Origin of the sequence: Streptomyces sp. NPDC001137, assembly GCF_040298885.1 — a bacterium.
Taxonomy (GTDB): domain Bacteria; phylum Actinomycetota; class Actinomycetes; order Streptomycetales; family Streptomycetaceae; genus Streptomyces.
In genome coordinates this window covers 113,755-129,609 of the sequence record NZ_JBEPBA010000001.1, presented here as the reverse complement: position 1 = coordinate 129,609, position 15,855 = coordinate 113,755, and the positions used below count along the sequence as shown (strand labels likewise).

15 protein-coding genes are annotated in these 15,855 nt (G+C 71.2%); 8 read left to right on the top strand and 7 right to left on the bottom strand.

Features of this window, described 5'->3' with window-relative positions:
• The first annotated feature begins 119 nt into the window (after positions 1 to 119).
• Positions 120 to 632, top strand: a complete 513-nt coding sequence (gene msrA / locus ABT254_RS00595) for a peptide-methionine (S)-S-oxide reductase MsrA (protein WP_351462256.1) — start codon at positions 120 to 122, stop codon at positions 630 to 632.
• A gap of 23 nt (positions 633 to 655) precedes the next feature.
• Here the strand turns inward: msrA and ABT254_RS00590 are convergent, their stop codons facing one another.
• Complete coding sequence (locus tag ABT254_RS00590) at positions 656 to 1,774, bottom strand: hypothetical protein (RefSeq protein ID WP_351462255.1); 1,119 nt, start codon at positions 1,772 to 1,774, stop codon at positions 656 to 658.
• Between the two features lie 163 nt (positions 1,775 to 1,937).
• Between ABT254_RS00590 and ABT254_RS00585 the strand changes: the two genes are divergently transcribed.
• Positions 1,938 to 3,092, top strand: coding sequence for a cystathionine gamma-synthase (locus tag ABT254_RS00585; protein WP_351462254.1), 1,155 nt, complete (start codon positions 1,938 to 1,940; stop codon positions 3,090 to 3,092).
• Positions 3,093 to 3,105: 13 nt separating this feature from the next.
• Here the strand turns inward: ABT254_RS00585 and ABT254_RS00580 are convergent, their stop codons facing one another.
• From ABT254_RS00580 to ABT254_RS00570, 3 genes are all read right to left on the bottom strand, one after another.
• On the bottom strand, positions 3,106 to 3,354 hold the full coding sequence (locus ABT254_RS00580) for a hypothetical protein (RefSeq protein WP_351462253.1): 249 nt from the start codon (positions 3,352 to 3,354) through the stop codon (positions 3,106 to 3,108).
• A gap of 25 nt (positions 3,355 to 3,379) precedes the next feature.
• Positions 3,380 to 3,883, bottom strand: a complete 504-nt coding sequence (locus tag ABT254_RS00575; RefSeq protein ID WP_351462252.1) for a sigma factor-like helix-turn-helix DNA-binding protein — start codon at positions 3,881 to 3,883, stop codon at positions 3,380 to 3,382.
• 168 nt (positions 3,884 to 4,051) lie between these two features.
• A complete protein-coding gene (locus ABT254_RS00570; RefSeq protein ID WP_351462823.1) occupies positions 4,052 to 4,558 on the bottom strand; it encodes a MarR family winged helix-turn-helix transcriptional regulator in 507 nt (168 codons plus the stop codon).
• 166 nt (positions 4,559 to 4,724) lie between these two features.
• Here ABT254_RS00570 and ilvA point away from each other — a divergent pair, with 166 nt between their 5' ends.
• From ilvA to ABT254_RS00555, 3 genes are all read left to right on the top strand, one after another.
• Complete coding sequence (gene ilvA / locus ABT254_RS00565; protein ID WP_351462251.1) at positions 4,725 to 5,954, top strand: threonine ammonia-lyase; 1,230 nt, start codon at positions 4,725 to 4,727, stop codon at positions 5,952 to 5,954.
• A gap of 193 nt (positions 5,955 to 6,147) precedes the next feature.
• On the top strand, positions 6,148 to 7,158 hold the full coding sequence (locus tag ABT254_RS00560; RefSeq protein WP_351462250.1) for an ATP-binding cassette domain-containing protein: 1,011 nt from the start codon (positions 6,148 to 6,150) through the stop codon (positions 7,156 to 7,158).
• The gene (locus ABT254_RS00555) at positions 7,155 to 8,000 is read left to right on the top strand and encodes an ABC transporter permease (protein WP_351462249.1); all 846 of its coding nucleotides are present in this window, start codon (positions 7,155 to 7,157) and stop codon (positions 7,998 to 8,000) included. Before ABT254_RS00560 ends, ABT254_RS00555 begins: the two co-directional genes overlap by 4 nt.
• A gap of 67 nt (positions 8,001 to 8,067) precedes the next feature.
• Here the strand turns inward: ABT254_RS00555 and greA are convergent, their stop codons facing one another.
• Entirely contained in the window at positions 8,068 to 8,568 is a 501-nt protein-coding gene (gene greA, locus ABT254_RS00550; RefSeq protein ID WP_351462248.1) for a transcription elongation factor GreA, read from the bottom strand.
• Positions 8,569 to 8,737: 169 nt separating this feature from the next.
• Positions 8,738 to 9,136 (bottom strand): DUF4307 domain-containing protein, encoded by a 399-nt coding sequence (locus ABT254_RS00545; RefSeq protein WP_351462247.1) that lies wholly within the window; start codon positions 9,134 to 9,136, stop codon positions 8,738 to 8,740.
• A gap of 113 nt (positions 9,137 to 9,249) precedes the next feature.
• Here ABT254_RS00545 and mca point away from each other — a divergent pair, with 113 nt between their 5' ends.
• Both mca and ABT254_RS00535 read left to right on the top strand, forming a co-directional pair.
• Entirely contained in the window at positions 9,250 to 10,131 is an 882-nt protein-coding gene (gene mca, locus ABT254_RS00540) for a mycothiol conjugate amidase Mca (protein WP_351462246.1), read from the top strand.
• Positions 10,124 to 10,378 carry a hypothetical protein gene (locus tag ABT254_RS00535; protein ID WP_351462245.1) on the top strand — a complete coding sequence of 85 codons (255 nt, stop codon included), beginning with the start codon at positions 10,124 to 10,126 and terminating at the stop codon, positions 10,376 to 10,378. Before mca ends, ABT254_RS00535 begins: the two co-directional genes overlap by 8 nt.
• 27 nt (positions 10,379 to 10,405) lie before the next feature.
• Here ABT254_RS00535 and ABT254_RS00530 read toward each other — a convergent pair whose 3' ends face one another.
• Positions 10,406 to 13,606, bottom strand: a complete 3,201-nt coding sequence (locus ABT254_RS00530) for a tetratricopeptide repeat protein (RefSeq protein ID WP_351462244.1) — start codon at positions 13,604 to 13,606, stop codon at positions 10,406 to 10,408.
• Positions 13,607 to 13,745: 139 nt separating this feature from the next.
• On the opposite strand from ABT254_RS00530, the gene ABT254_RS00525 reads away from it, so the two are divergent.
• Positions 13,746 to 15,779, top strand: a complete 2,034-nt coding sequence (locus ABT254_RS00525) for a thioredoxin domain-containing protein (RefSeq protein ID WP_351462243.1) — start codon at positions 13,746 to 13,748, stop codon at positions 15,777 to 15,779.
• Positions 15,780 to 15,855 lie beyond the last annotated feature (76 nt).

Below are 15,855 nucleotides of genomic sequence, written 5' to 3'. Positions count from 1 at the left end.
TCGGGCGGGCGCGGAATCGCGTGGAACCCTCGCGCGTTGAGGAGGGTGGGCACGGGATGCCGGCGGTGTGCGAGCAGCGTCGCCCCAGTGACCGAGCTGACAGAAATGGGAGGACTGCAATGGCTGCGCAGACGCAGAGGGCCGTGCTGGCGGGCGGATGCTTCTGGGGGATGGAGGAGCTGATCCGCCGGCTCCCCGGAGTGACGGCGACCCGGGTGGGATACACCGGGGGTGACGTGCCGAACGCGACGTACCGCAATCACGGCACGCACGCGGAGGCCATCGAGATCCTCTTCGACCCGGAGAAGACCGACTACCGCGCGCTCCTGGAGTTCTTCTTCCAGATCCACGACCCGAGCACGAAGAACCGCCAGGGCAACGACATCGGCCTCAGCTACCGCTCGGCGATCTACTACGTGGACGACGAGCAGAAGCGGATCGCCGAGGAGACGATCGCGGACGTGGACGCCTCCGGCCTGTGGCCCGGCAAGGTCGTCACCGAGGTGGAGCCGGTCGGCCCCTTCTGGGAGGCCGAGCCGGAGCACCAGGACTACCTGCAGCGTTACCCGGACGGCTACACCTGCCACTTCCCCCGCCCGGGATGGCGGCTGCCCGCCCGCACGGAGGGCTGACACCCTCCCGGGGGGGCCGGCGCTCAGTGCGGCAGCGTCGCCGGACTGCCGCCGTTCGCCTCGTAGCCCGCCACCGCCAGCGCCCGGTAGACCGCGAACTCGGCTGCCGGGTCGGCGGACAGCGTCCAGGGGAGGGCGCCGACGTGGCCGTCGATGTGTATCAGCTGGTTCATGGCCTCCGCCCAGCGCTCCGCGCGGACCAGGAAGAAGACCAGCAGATGGCGTACGTGCGCGAGCATCGGGTCGTCGGGGCGGGCCGAGTGGACGGCGTGCAGCGCTCCGTGGATCGCCTTCTGCACGGTCTCGCTCTGGTAGAAGCTGCTGACCAGGTTCACCTCGGGCAGGTGCTCGAAGACCGCGAACAGGGGCATCGCGGCGAGGAGGGAACCCTGGGGTGCGCGCGCGGCCGCCGCCTCCGCGAAGGAGTACGCCAGCTCGCGCGAGCCGTGCCACTTCTCGCACCAGTAGTGAAGGGCCGCCAGGTGTGCGCCCATGTGGGCCGGGGCGCGGTCCAGGATCCTCAGCCAGAGCTCCTCGAACTCCGTCCGGGAGTAGGCCAGCCCGCGGGCCACCGACAGCTCGATGATGTACGGGACCGGGTCACCGGGGGCGAGCAGCGCCGCATCGCCGCACGCCGCCCTCGCCTCCTCCATGATGATCCGGAACTCGTCCGTGCCCGGCGTCGACGTCCGCCACGCCTGCTGGACCAGGAACTCCGCGTGCACCGCGGCGCCGCCCGCGTCCTTGGGCTGCTCGGCCCGCCACACCCTGAGCCACTGACCGCCCGGGGTCTCGCTGACCCCGCCGGGCCGCTGCTGCAGCTCCAGTGAGGCGGCACCCGCGAAGGCCTGCACGCGCTGCCAGCGCAGCTCGCCCTCCGACTCCGTGCCCGCCAGCAGCTGGGAGGCCGCGCGGTGGTCCTGAGTGCGCTGCACCAGGTCCAGGACGTCCAGCAGGTCCTGGTCGGGGCCGGGCATGCGGACGTCCAGCTCCTCCTCCCGCACGAATCCGTAGTTCGCGGGGTCGGCGGCGTCCGGGTGACCGGCCGGGACCTGCTCGATCATGCCCCGCCTGCGCCGCAGGACGGGGAGCAGCACGAAGCTCAGCATGACGGCGGCGATCAGGACCCAGAGAAATTCCATGACTCAAGCGTTCCAGACGCCGGTGACAATTGGCGAACCCGGTCGGCCGCCCTGTGGAAAACTCCCAGAACCGGGCGCCGGGACCGAGGGAAAACCCGGCAGTACGGCCCTGTGCGCCTCGCCGCCCGGCGCGCGCCCCGCGAGCGCACTACCCTCGGTGCCCATGAGCGACAGGCACATCAGTCAGCACTTCGAGACCCTCGCGATCCACGCGGGCAACACCGCCGATCCCCTCACCGGCGCGGTCGTCCCGCCGATCTACCAGGTCTCGACCTACAAGCAGGACGGCGTCGGAGGTCTGCGCGGCGGCTACGAATACAGCCGCAGCGCCAACCCCACCAGGACCGCCCTGGAAGAGAACCTCGCCGCCCTCGAGGGCGGCCGTCGCGGCCTCGCGTTCGCGTCCGGACTGGCGGCCGAGGACTGCCTGTTGCGTGCGCTGCTCAGCCCCGGCGACCACGTGGTCATCCCCAATGACGCGTACGGCGGCACCTTCCGTCTGTTCGCGAAGGTCGTCGCCCGGTGGGGGGTGGAGTGGTCGGTCGCCGACACCAGCGATCCGTCCGCCGTACGAGCCGCCATCACCCCCAAGACCAAGGCGGTGTGGGTGGAGACCCCCTCCAACCCGCTGCTCGGCATCACCGACATCGCCGCGGTCGCCCAGATCGCCCGGGACGCGGGCGCGAAGCTGGTCGTCGACAACACCTTCGCCACGCCGTATCTGCAGCAGCCGCTGGCGCTCGGCGCGGACGTCGTCGTGCACTCGCTGACCAAGTACATGGGCGGCCACTCCGACGTCGTCGGCGGTGCGCTGGTCGTCGCCGACGAGGCGCTCGGCGAGGAGCTCGCGTACCACCAGAACGCGATGGGCGCGGTCGCGGGGCCCTTCGACTCCTGGCTGGTGCTGCGCGGCGCGAAGACGCTGTCGGTGCGCATGGACCGGCACAGCGAGAACGCCACCAAGGTCGCCGACATGCTCACCCGGCACGCACGCGTGACGCAGGTTCTCTACCCGGGCCTGCCCGAGCACCCCGGTCACGAGGTCGCCGCCAAGCAGATGCGGTCCTTCGGCGGCATGGTCTCCTTCCGCGTCGAGGGCGGCGAGGAGGCGGCCGTCGAGGTCTGCAACCGCACCAAGGTGTTCACGCTCGGCGAGTCCCTGGGCGGCGTCGAGTCGCTGGTCGAGCACCCCGGGCGGATGACCCACGCCTCCGTGGTCGGCTCGGCCCTGGAGGTGCCCGGCGATCTCGTCCGTCTCTCCGTCGGCATCGAGAACGTCGACGACCTCCTGGAGGACCTGCAGCAGGCGCTCGGCTAGCCGGCCCGCCCGCTCACCAGCCCGTGTACGGGGGAGTCGTCTGCGAGGGCGGCTCCACCCACGGGCGGGCCGTCATGGCCCACACGAGGAACGCCACACTCGCGGCGCACAGCAGCAGCCACATCAGACGGCGGGCGAGCGTCCTGCGGCGCAGGCTGCGGGCACCGCGGCGCACGGCCTCCCCGTACAGGTCCGGCGGTACCGGCGGAGGCACCTGCTCCATGATCCGCCGTGCGGCGGCCTGACGCTCGGCCCGGTTCATGCGCGTCCCCCTCCGCCCGCGCGCCTCATGACGGCGCCACCTTCGCCCCGCCGACCGCCGGTGCCGGGCTGCGCGGCGGACGCAGCAGCGTCGCCGTGGCCCGGTCGCAGATGGCGCGGACGCGTTCCGTCGGCAGGCCGAGCAGCGCCGCCGTCTGCTCCTCGCCGACCCCCTCGTACAGCCTGAGGACCAGGATCAGACGCTCCTGCGGCGTCAGCAGCGCCAGCGGACTGCCCGGATGCGGGCGGGCCCGGCCGAAACCGCCGTACTGGTGCCATGCCCCGCGCGCGAAGCGGGTCGCCAGATACTGGCGAGCACGGTCGTACGGGTCCTCCCCGCGCAGCCTGTCCCAGCAGGCGTACGTGTGCGCGAGGGCCAGCGTCAGCAGGCGCCGCGCCCTCGGGTTGTCGTCCGGGGCCTCCGCCGTGAGCAGTGTGGCGGCATGCAGCAGCCGCCCTGCCGCGCCCGCGACGAACGCCTCGAACTCCCGGGCCCGGCGGGCACCTTGGAACGCCTGCCGCTGTCGCACCACGCCTCCCGCCTGACGCGACCCTGACCGAACGGACCCGGCCGCGTACGGGTGCGCGACCGCGTACGAAGGGGCCCGGTCTCATCTGAGGCCAGGGGTGGCCTTTCGGTCAAGAGCCGCGCGGCACGCGCGCGTACCGAGCACGGCGGGTGCGCCTGCCGACGGCGGCTACGAGGCCGACGACGCCTCCGGCGCCGGCATCCCCTGGGCCGCCATCCGCGAGGAGAGAGCGGTGTTGAAGCGCGTCAGGAGCGTGCAGAACGCCTCGCGCTCCTCCGGCGCCCAGTCGTGTGTCAGCTCGGCCATCAACTGACGCCTCGAGGAACGCACTTCCTCCAGTCGCGCCTGGCCGCGCGGGGACAGCTGAAGCACCACCGCGCGCCCGTCCTCGGGGTGCGAGGTGCGCTTGACGAGCCCGGTGTCCACGAGCGGAGCCACCTGCCGGGTGACCGTCGACGAGTCGATGCCCATGCTCGCCGCGAGCGCCTTGACGCCCATGGGGCCTTCCTTGTCGAGGCGGTTGAGCAGCAGGTACGCGGCGCGGTCCATGGAGTTGCGCACCTGCCCGACCCCGCCGAGCCGGGTCTGTTCGGCACGGCGGGCGAACACCGCCACCTCGTGCTGCAGCGTGTCGAGGAGACCGGTGTCACCGACGGTCGTCATGTCCATCGACATTTCAGGTGTTGTGGGCATGGCCGGAGGCTCACTTCATGAAGGGGGGCTGTCTGGAATGGGGGACAGAGTACGCGGCCGGGGGGCAAGCCGTACCGGCGCTGCGCAAACCAGTCTCGGACGTTGGTCACAGCGACCGTGCGCGCCTGTGAACTGCGATGCTTGAGTCATGAGCTACAGCACGGCTGACTCCTTTCGGCCCGTGACCCTCGACGACGTGCGGGGCGCCCAGAAGATGCTCTCGGGCGTGGCGCGGGTGACGGCGATGGAGGGCAGCAGGCATCTGTCCCAGCTGGTGGGCGCCCCGGTGCACCTCAAGTGCGAGAACCTTCAGCGCACCGGTTCGTTCAAACTGCGCGGCGCCTACGTCCGGATCGCCGGGCTGCTGCCCGAGGAGCGGGCCGCCGGGGTGGTGGCGGCGAGCGCCGGCAACCACGCGCAGGGTGTCGCGCTGGCGTCCTCGCTGCTCGGCGTGCGGGCGACGGTGTTCATGCCGCAGGGCGCCCCACTGCCGAAGATCAGCGCCACCCGTGAGTACGGCGCCGAGGTGCGCCTGCACGGCCAGGTGGTCGACGAGACGCTGGCCGCCGCGCAGGCGTACGCGGCCGAGACCGGCGCGGTGTTCATCCACCCCTTCGACCACCCGGACATCATCGCGGGCCAGGGCACCGTCGGGCTGGAGATCCTGGAGCAGTGCCCGGAGGTGCGCACCGTCGTCGTCGGTATCGGCGGGGGAGGCCTCGCGGCCGGTATCGGGATCGCGGTGAAGGCGCTGCGCCCGGACGTACGGATCGTGGGCGTGCAGGCGGAGGGCGCGGCGGCGTACCCGCCCTCCATCGAGGCCGGGCGTCCGGTGTCCGTCGACAACCCGGCGACCATGGCCGACGGCATCAAGGTCGGGCGGCCCGGCGACGTGCCGTTCGGGATCGTCCGCGAGCTGGTCGACGAGGTCCGCACGGTCTCTGAGGACGCCCTGTCCACCGCCCTGCTGCTGTGCCTGGAGCGGGCCAAGCTGGTCGTCGAGCCGGCCGGTGCCAGTCCGGTGGCGGCGCTGCTGAGCGAGCCGGGAGCCTTCGAGGGCCCGGTGGTGGCACTGCTGTCCGGCGGCAACGTCGATCCGCTGCTGATGCAGCGCGTCCTGCGCCACGGCATGGCGGCGCAGGGCCGCTACCTGGCCGTACGGCTGCGGCTGACGGACCGGCCGGGAGCGCTCGCGACTCTTCTCGGGGTGTTGTCAGTGGTGGACGCTAACGTCCTCGATGTGAGTCACGTACGGACCGACCCACGGCTCGGGCTCACGGAGGCGGAGGTCGAGCTGCACCTGGAGACGAAGGGGCGGGAGCACTGCGCCGAGGTCGGCCGGGCGCTGCGCGAGGCGGGCTACACGGTCATCGACTGAGCCGCCCGGCGCCCCGGACTGGGCAAGAACTCCAGCTCAAAGGCTCCTCGTCACCCGGTCGACCAAATGCGTTGAGAGACGCGATACATCGCGTTATGGTGTGTGTCCTGGCCGCCGGTCGGGTCACCCACCAGGCGGAGCAAGTGCGCAGAGCAAGGCTTTCCGAAGAATCCCCGACGACGTGGAGACTCACATGCCAGGCGCCATCTATGCCGAAGGACTGGTCAAGACCTTCGGCGACGTAAGGGCTCTGGACGGCGTCGACCTCGATGTCCCCGAGGGCACCGTGCTGGGCCTGCTCGGGCCGAACGGCGCGGGCAAGACGACGGCGGTCCGCTGCCTGACCACGCTGCTGCGACCCGACAGCGGCAGGGCGGTCGTGGCCGGCCTCGACGTCCTCAAGCAGCCCAACGAGGTGCGGCGCTCCATCGGCCTGTCCGGACAGTTCGCCGCGGTCGACGAGTACCTGACCGGCCGCGAGAACCTCCAGATGGTGGGCCAGCTGTACCAGATGAAGGCCAGGGCCGCGAAGGCCAGGGCCGGGGAGCTGCTGGACCAGTTCGACCTCGCGGACGCCGCCGACCGGCCCGCGAAGACCTACTCCGGAGGCATGCGCCGCCGGCTCGACCTCGCGGCGGCCCTGGTCGTCTCGCCGCCCGTGATGTTCATGGACGAGCCGACGACCGGCCTCGACCCCCGCAACCGCCAGCTGCTGTGGGAGGTCATCAAACAGCTCGTCTCCGGCGGCACGACCCTGCTGCTCACCACCCAGTACCTGGAGGAGGCCGACCACCTCGCGCACGACATCGTGGTCGTCGACCACGGCCATGTCATCGCCCGCGGCACCTCCGACCAGCTCAAGGCCCGCACCGGCGGCGAGCGCGTCGAGGTCGTGGTGCACGAGCGCGAGCACATGTCGACCGCCGGCGAGGTCCTCACCGGCTTCGGCAAGGGCGAGCTCACCGTCGAGGAGCACACCCGCAAGCTCACCGTGCCCGTCACCGGCGGCGCGAAGCTGCTCGCCGAAGTCATCCGGGAGCTGGACACCCGCGGCATCGAGATAGACGACATAGGCCTGCGCCGCCCCACCCTCGACGACGTCTTCCTGTCCCTGACGGGACACGTGGCAGAGGTCAAGGACGAGGAGAACGGCGCGACGGCGGAGACCAAGGACCGCAAGCAGAAGAAGGAGGCAGCCAAGTGAGCGCCGTCACGGACGCCGTGCGGGTCGCGCCGCCCGCGAACCCGGTCAGCCAGTCGATCCGCGACTCGCTGGTCGTTGCCAAACGCAATCTGATCCGGATGTCCCGGATCCCCGAGATGGTCATCTTCGGCCTCATCCAGCCGATCATGTTCGTGGTGCTGTTCAGCTATGTGTTCGGCGGCTCCATGAACATCGGCGGCACCACGGACCCACAGGTCTACCGCGAGTTCCTGATGGCCGGCATCTTCGCCCAGACGGTCACCTTCGCCACCGCGGGCGCGGGGGCGGGCATCGCCGACGACATGCACAAGGGGCTCATCGACCGTTTCCGCTCGCTGCCCATGGCACGCGGCGCGGTGCTGACCGGACGGACTCTGGCCGACCTGGTGCAGACGGCGCTCACGCTGTTCGTGCTGGCCATGGTCGCCCTGCTGGTCGGATGGCGTACCCACACCAACATGGGTGAGGTGCTCGGCGCCTTCGGGCTGCTGCTCCTGACCGGATACGCGTTCACCTGGATCGGCGCGGTCATCGGCCTGTCCGTGCGCACGCCCGAGGCGGCCACCTCCGGCGGTCTGATCTGGCTGTTCCCCGTCACGTTCATCTCAAATGCGTTCGTGGACTCCAGCCGCATGACTCCCTGGCTGCGCCACATCGCCGAGTGGAACCCGTTCAGCGCGACGGTCCAGGCCTGCCGCAAGCTCTTCGGCAACCCCGGCGTCTCGCCCTCGGACGCCTGGCCCATGGCGCACCCCGTGTGGGCCTCGTTGATCTACTCGGTCCTGATCATCGTCATATTCAGGACGCTGGCGGTGCGGAAGTACCGCTCGGCGACGGCGTGACCCATGGCATGAAGACGCCCCCGGCGTCCTCAGGACGCCGGGGGCACCGAAGGGCGTGCGGACCGGATCAGCCGGTGTAGGGCTCGGCCTTCAGGATCCTCACCGAGGCCTTCTTGCCGTTGGGCAGCTCGTACTCCGCGTCCTCGCCGACCTTGTGGCCGATCACACCGGAGCCCAGCGGGGACTGCGGCGAGTACGTCTCGATGTCCGAGCTCGCGTACTCGCGCGAGGCGAGCAGGAAGGTCATCGTGTCGTCCTCGTCACCGTCGAAGGCGATCGTCACGACCATGCCGGGTGCCACGGCGCCGTCCGCCGACGCCGGGGCCTCGCCGACCTTGGCGTTCTCCAGGAGCTGGGTCAGCTGGCGCACACGGAGCTCCTGCTTGCCCTGCTCTTCCTTGGCCGCGTGGTACCCGCCGTTCTCACGCAGGTCGCCCTCCTCGCGCGCGGCCGCGATCTTGGCGGCGATCTCCGTGCGCGCAGGACCAGACAGGTACTCCAGCTCGGCCTTGAGCTGGTTGTACGCCTCCTGGGTCAGCCAGGTGACGTTCTCGCTGGTCTGGGTCACAGGTGCTCCTCGTAGGTACTGGGAATACAAAGCATCGCCCTACCCAGAAGAATGTTCCTTCACGGATGGGCGAAACCACGAGCCTAACAATTCAGCGGCTGAAGGGGGAGGACATAAGCCATCAGAATTGCATCACCGCAGGCCACGGCTTGTGTATTTTCGGCCCGGGTCAGTCGGCGTGGCAGCCGAGCAGCTCCGCCGTGGTGCCCTCGGAGGTCGTACGCAGCGTGACGAGCCGGTCGATGCGGGTGGCGTGTCCGCCGAAGTGGAAGTCGGCCCGGCCCACCTCGGCCCCGTCCTTCGACTGGGAGCGGATGGTGCAGTAGCCGGAGGCGTCGGCGTCCTTGCGGACCTCCAGATGCACCTTCACCGCGTCCTTGTGCGCATCGAAGGTGATCACCTCGGCGCTGATCTTGTTCTGGGCCACGTAGTGGTAGGCGAAGTAGCCGATCAGTACGAGCAGGAAGGCCCCGAGCACAGCCCCGGCGATCTTGAGCTTGCGGTCGGCGCGCTCGTCCGAGGAGCGGCCGTAGCGGCCCTCGGGCAGCCGCGTGCTCGCCGTACTCATGATCGTCCTCTCCGAAACCGGACCACGGAATTTTTCTCCCCCGGATTCGGTCACTATAGAAGCCGCCGATCGCGCCGGTTCACACCGGGCGCCGACTGACCGAGGATTGAGTCTTGACTGACCAGCTGCGACTGATGGCCGTGCATGCCCACCCCGACGACGAGTCGAGCAAGGGCGCGGCCACCATGGCGAAGTACGTGTCCGAGGGGGTGGACGTGCTGGTCGTGACCTGCACGGGCGGGGAGCGCGGCTCCATCCTCAATCCCAAGCTGCAGGGCGACAAGTACATCGAGGAGCACATCCACGAGGTACGCAAGAAGGAGATGGACGAGGCCCGCGAGATCCTCGGCGTCAAGCAGGAGTGGCTCGGCTTCGTCGACTCCGGTCTGCCGGAGGGCGACCCGCTGCCGCCGCTGCCCGAGGGCTGCTTCGCCCTGGAGGACGTCGACAAGGCGGCCGGCGAGCTGGTGAAGCAGATCCGTTCCTTCCGTCCCCAGGTGATCACCACCTACGACGAGAACGGCGGCTATCCGCACCCCGACCACATCATGACCCACAAGATCTCGATGGTGGCGTTCGAGGGCGCGGCGGACACCGAGAAGTACCCGGAGTCCGAGTTCGGCCCCATCTACCAGCCGCTCAAGCTCTACTACAACCAGGGCTTCAACCGCCCCCGCACCGAGGCGCTGCACAACGCGATGCTGGACCGCGGCCTGGAGTCGCCGTACGGGGACTGGCTCAAGCGCTGGAGCGAGTTCGAGCGCGTCGAGCGCACGCTGACCACGCACATTCCGTGCGCCGAGTTCTTCGAGATCCGCGACAAGGCGCTGATCGCGCACGCCACGCAGATCGACCCCGACGGCGGCTGGTTCAAGGTCCCGATGGAGATCCAGAAGGAGGTCTGGCCGACGGAGGAGTACGAGCTCGCGAAGTCCCTCGTCGATACCTCCCTCCCCGAGGACGACCTCTTCGCGGGCGTCCGCGAGAATGCCTGACATGAGCGCAAGCGTGAGCCTGGCAATGACGCACCTCGTCCCCCTCGCCAAGGAGGTGGACGAGAACAAGGTCACCCCCGGCGTCCTCGGCTTCATCGTCTTCGCGGCGATGGCCCTGGCGGTGTGGGCCCTGATGAAGTCCATGAACCGGCACATGAGCAAGGTGGAGTTCCAGGAGCCGGCGGACTCGGACGCGGACGCCGGGTCGGCGGAGGCCTCCGCCGACTCCGAGGCGCGCCGCAGCTGAGATCGCGGGAGCGGGGGTGGCAGGCGGTCAGTGACTGGCCGGTACCGCCACCCCCATCACCTCCCGCGCATGCCGGCTCGGCACCATGCCGAGCCGCCAGGCCTGCCAGCCCTCCTCCAGGTTCACGCCCCGCTCCAGCAGCAGCTGATACGCCTCCACGTAGTCGTCCAGCTTCCGGTCCCGCAGCGGATGACCGGTGCGGGCGAGCTGGGCCAGCTCCTCCTGCGCGACCGCCGTACCGATCTCCACGCCGCCCGGAGCCGCGTAGGGGAGCAGGGTGCAGCGCAGGAAGCGCGCCCAGTCCGCGCCGCGCCGGTCGCCGTACGAGGTGAACAGGTCCACCGCGTCGTCGCACAGCGCCAGCGCCTGCTGGTTGCGGGCATTGCCCGCGTCCACGACCGCGAGTTCCAGGCAGGTCCATGCCTCGCCGTGGGCGACGCCGATGCGCTGGAAGTCGGCACGCGCGTCGACCAGGAGCTGGCGGGCGAAACCCGAGTTCCTGAGTGAGCCCGTCTGGGCGGCGCGCTGGTCGCGGGTGACTCTCGCCGAGTGGTGGCGGGCACAGGCCAGGCCGTAGACGTCGCGCATCCGGGAGAACATCGTGCGGGAGCGTTCCAGTTCGCGGACCGCGTGGTCGAGGTTGCCGGTCTCCTCGAGGGCCTGGCCCAGGTAGTAGACCGTCCAGGCCTCGCCGCGGGCGTCCTCGTTGTCCCGGTGCCGGGAGGCCGCCTGCCGCAGGCCGTCCACCGCCTGGGACGGGTCGCCGGCGACGAGGCGGGCGCGGGCCAGCTGGGTGAGGGCCCAGGCCTCGCCGCGGGCGTCGCGGGTGCGGCCGTAGCGGTCGAGGGCCGCGTTCAGCTCGGACTCCGCGCGCGGGACGTCGCCCATGCGCAGCGACAGCTGGCCGAGCTGGAAGTGGGCCCACGCCTCGCCGTGCACGGACTCGCCGGCGCGGTGCAGGTCCAGCGACTCGGCGAGCAGACGCAGCGCCTCCCGGACATGGCCGCGGTCCCGTTCCACCGCGGCCAGGGCGTGCATCGTCCAGCCGCGGTCCGTCGCCAGTTCGGGAGCCGCCTGGAGCTCCAGCGCCTCGCGCAGCTTCGCCGCAGCCTCCGTGAGGTTGCCCTGGTGGTGCAGGGTGATGCCCAGGGAGCACAGGGCCCGGGCCGCGCCCGCGTCGTGGTGGGCCTCCATGTACAGGTCGACGACCGACGTGAGCGTCGTCCGCGCCTTGTCCAGCTCGCCCAGCTGACGGGCGGCGATGCCCGTGCGCCACTGCACGGAGCGGAGCAGCAGACCCTGGTCGACGGCCTGCGCCAGTTCGCTGATCTCCCCCAGGCGGTAGAGGTCGCCGCGCAGCAGGCAGTAGTCGCACAGCGCGCCCAGCAGGCTCAGCACCGCGGCCTGGTTCACGCCCTCCGCGTGCCGCAGCGTGGAGGTGATGAAGCTCGACTCGTCGTCCAGCCAGCGCAGCGCCTCGTCCAGGGAGGTGAAGCCATGCGGGCTGAAGCGGTCCGAGCGGGTCGACATGTTGCCGTCGACCAGCCGCAGCACCGAGTCGGCCAGGTCGGCGTAGTTCACGATCAGGCGCTCCTGCGCGGCGGTGCGCTCGCTCGCCTCCTCCTCGTCCAGCAGCCGGGCCTGGGCGAAGGCCCGCACCAGGTCGTGGAGGCGGTAGCGGCTGCCGCGCACATGGTCGATGAGGCCCGCCCGGGAGAGCGCCACCAGATGGCGGGTCGCCTCCGTCTCGTCCGTCGCCAGCAGGGAGGCGGCCGCGGCGGCACCGAGGGAGGCACGCCCGGCCAGGGCCAGTCGGCGCAGCAGCCCGCGGGCCGCCTCCGACTGGTCGGTGTAGCGCAGCCACAGCACCCGCTCGATCGGCTCCACGGGGCCGTACGCCGCCAGATCCGTGGCCAGCTGCCGCGGCGAGCGCGGGCCCAGCGACGAACCCGCGATGCTCAGCGCCAGCGGAAGCCCGCCGCACAGCTCCCGGATCCGGTCCGTCGCATCGGCGTCGTACGGCCCCGAGCTGTCCTGCGCCGCCGCGTCCAGCAGCTCCTCGGCGCCCGCCGCGTCCAGCGCCTCGACCGGCAGCTCGTGCACATGGGCCTGCAGATCGGAGGGGAGTTCGATGGGCTCGCGGGCGGTGACCAGGACCAGGCTGTCGGAGCGCTCGGGCACGAGCGTACGGATCTGTTCCGGGTCCGAGGCGTCGTCGAGGACGACCGTGACCGGCAGGCCCGTCAGATGCTGGTGGTACAGCTCGCTCAGCCGCTTGACCTGCTGGTCGGGGGAGGAACGCTCGCGGAACAGCAGCTGCTCGCGGGGCGCGCCGAGCCGGTTCAGCAGGTGCAGCAGGGCGTCCCGGGTGGACAGCGGTGGCTCCTCCGGGCTGCCGCCGCGCAGGTCGACCACGCAGGCGCCGCGGAAGTAGTCCTTCAGGTCGTGCGTGGCGCGCATCGCGAGGGTCGTACGGCCGCTGCCGGGCGCCCCGTGCAGGATCACCACCGTCGGGCGGGTGTCCGTGCTCGCGCGGGACGCCTGCACCCACTGCCGTATGCGCGCCATCTCCTGCCGCCGCCCGGCGAAGGCCCCGGCGGGCTCCGGGAGCTGGGCGAACGACTGCGCCAGCACATTCCGCCCACGGGCCGCCGCGCTCTTGTCGGTGCCGCGCAGCTGCGGTCCCGGCTTCTTCGGGCCGGTGGATGCGGCGCGCACCCGCTGCTGGTCGAGGAACGGCCGGATGCCGCGCACCTCCAGTGCCGTCAGCCACTGAAGCCGCAGCTGTTCGGGGCCGCCGGGCTGGTTCGCGGCGCCGGCCCGGTGGTGCGCGGCGGGCAGATGGGAGCCGGCCACCTTGATCACGGTCGCCGCGGCGCCGACCACACCGACCGTCACGCCGACCCCCACCGCCGTACCGGTGTCCGTGCCGAAGGCCAGGTCGGCCACCGCCGCCGCGATCGCCGCGACGACCGCCACCAGCAGGGGGGTCCCGGAGCCCTCCTTCGCGTATCTCTGCCCGAAGGTGAGCCGGTCGCCCTCCGCCTCGTCCAGGGCGCGTGTGTAGGCCTCGTACTCCTCGGCGGCCGTCTGAGCCATCGCGTCCAGCGCGCCGCGCGACCGCGACAGCAGCACCGTCCCGTCGGTGCGCCCGCCCGAGCGCCGTACCTCTTCCTCCACGGCCCGGGCCAACAGCCGTTCGGCATCCGCCCGATGGCTGTCCCGCATATCACGTCCCCCTCCGGCAGCAACTCCTTTGCCTACCAGTGTCCTTCGGGGAACACGTCAGCGACAGGGGGCGGCGATCACCGGCCTCCGTGACATGCCTGGCGCGTGCCGCCGGGGGTACTGCGGCAGGATGGACCTCATGCCGAACCGACTGGCTCACGAGACGTCCCCCTACCTTCTCCAGCACGCCGACAACCCCGTCGACTGGTGGCCCTGGTCGGCCGAGGCCTTCGAGGAGGCGCGCAAGAGCGGGAAACCGGTCCTGCTGAGCGTCGGGTACTCAAGTTGCCACTGGTGCCATGTCATGGCCCACGAGTCCTTCGAGGACCAGGCCACCGCCGACTTCCTCAACGAGCACTTCGTCAGCGTCAAGGTCGACCGCGAGGAGCGCCCCGACGTCGACGCCGTCTACATGGAGGCCGTGCAGGCCGCCACCGGCCAGGGCGGCTGGCCCATGACCGTGTTCCTCACGCCCGACGCCGAGCCCTTCTACTTCGGCACCTACTTCCCGCCCGCCCCCCGCCACGGCAGCCCCTCCTTCCGGCAGGTCCTGGAGGGCGTCCGCTCGGCGTGGTCGGACCGGCGGGACGAGGTCGCCGAGGTCGCCGGGAAGATCGTGCGGGACCTCGCCGGACGGGAGATCTCGTACGGCGACGCACAGGTCCCCGGCGAGGAGGAGCTCGCGCGGGCCCTGCTCGGGCTCACCCGCGAGTACGACCCGCAGCGCGGCGGGTTCGGCGGCGCGCCGAAGTTCCCGCCGTCCATGGTGATCGAGTTCCTGCTGCGCCACCATGCCCGCACCGGCGCCGAGGGCGCGCTGCAGATGGCCGCGGACACCTGCGAGCGCATGGCCCGCGGCGGCATCTACGACCAGCTCGGCGGCGGCTTCGCCCGCTACTCGGTCGACCGTGAGTGGGTCGTCCCGCACTTCGAGAAGATGCTCTACGACAACGCCCTGCTGTGCCGCGTGTACGCGCACCTGTGGCGGACCACGGGCTCCGAGCTCGCCCGCCGTGTCGCGCTGGAGACCGCCGACTTCATGGTCCGCGAACTGCGCACCGGCGAGGGCGGATTCGCCTCCGCCCTCGACGCCGACAGCGACGACGGGACGGGCCGGCACGTCGAGGGCGCGTACTACGTGTGGACGCCTCAGCAGCTGACCGAAGTCCTCGGCGAGGAGGACGCCGAGCTCGCCGCCCACTACTTCGGCGTCACCGAGGAGGGCACCTTCGAGCACGGTCAGTCCGTTCTCCAACTCCCGCAGCAGGACGGCCTGTTCGACGCCGGAAGGATCGCCTCCATCCGTGAGCGGCTGCTCGCCGCGCGCAGCGAGCGCCCCGCCCCCGGTCGCGACGACAAGGTGGTCGCCGCCTGGAACGGGCTCGCCGTCGCGGCCCTCGCCGAGACCGGCGCCTACTTCGACCGCCCCGACCTGGTCGAGGCCGCGGTCGGCGCCGCCGACCTCCTCGTACGGCTGCATCTGGACGAGCAGGCCCGCCTCACCCGTACCAGCAAGGACGGCCGGGCCGGCGCCAACGCGGGGGTGCTGGAGGACTACGCCGATGTCGCCGAGGGCTTCCTCGCGCTCGCGTCCGTCACCGGCGAGGGCGTCTGGCTCGAGTTCGCCGGGTTCCTGCTCGACCATGTCCTGGCCCGTTTCGTCGACGCCGAGTCCGGCAGTCTCTACGACACCGCCGCCGACGCCGAGCAGCTGATCCGCAGGCCGCAGGACCCCACCGACAACGCCACGCCGTCCGGCTGGACCGCCGCCGCGGGCGCCCTGCTGAGCTATGCAGCCCACACCGGTGCTGAGCCCCATCGGGCCGCCGCGGAGCGGGCGTTGGGCGTGGTCAAGGCGCTCGGTCCGCGGGTGCCGCGCTTCATCGGCTGGGGGCTCGCCGTCGCCGAGGCCCTCCTCGACGGGCCGCGGGAGGTCGCGATCGTCGGCCCGTCGCTCGACGACCCCGCCACAAGGACCCTGCACCGCACGGCACTTCTGGGTGGCGCCCCGGGCGCGGTCGTGGCCGTAGGGCCTCCGGAGAGTGACGAGTTTCCGCTCCTCGTCGACCGTCCGTTGCAGCAGGGTCAACCTGCGGCTTACGTCTGCCGCAACTTCACCTGTGATGCCCCGACCACCGACCCGGACCGGTTGCGCACCGCGCTGACCAGCTGAAACATCGTCAGGCGAGGGGTGCGTCACGTATCCGCTGTTCGAATTGCTCACTCCTGGGCTCGTTGTGAGGAAACGC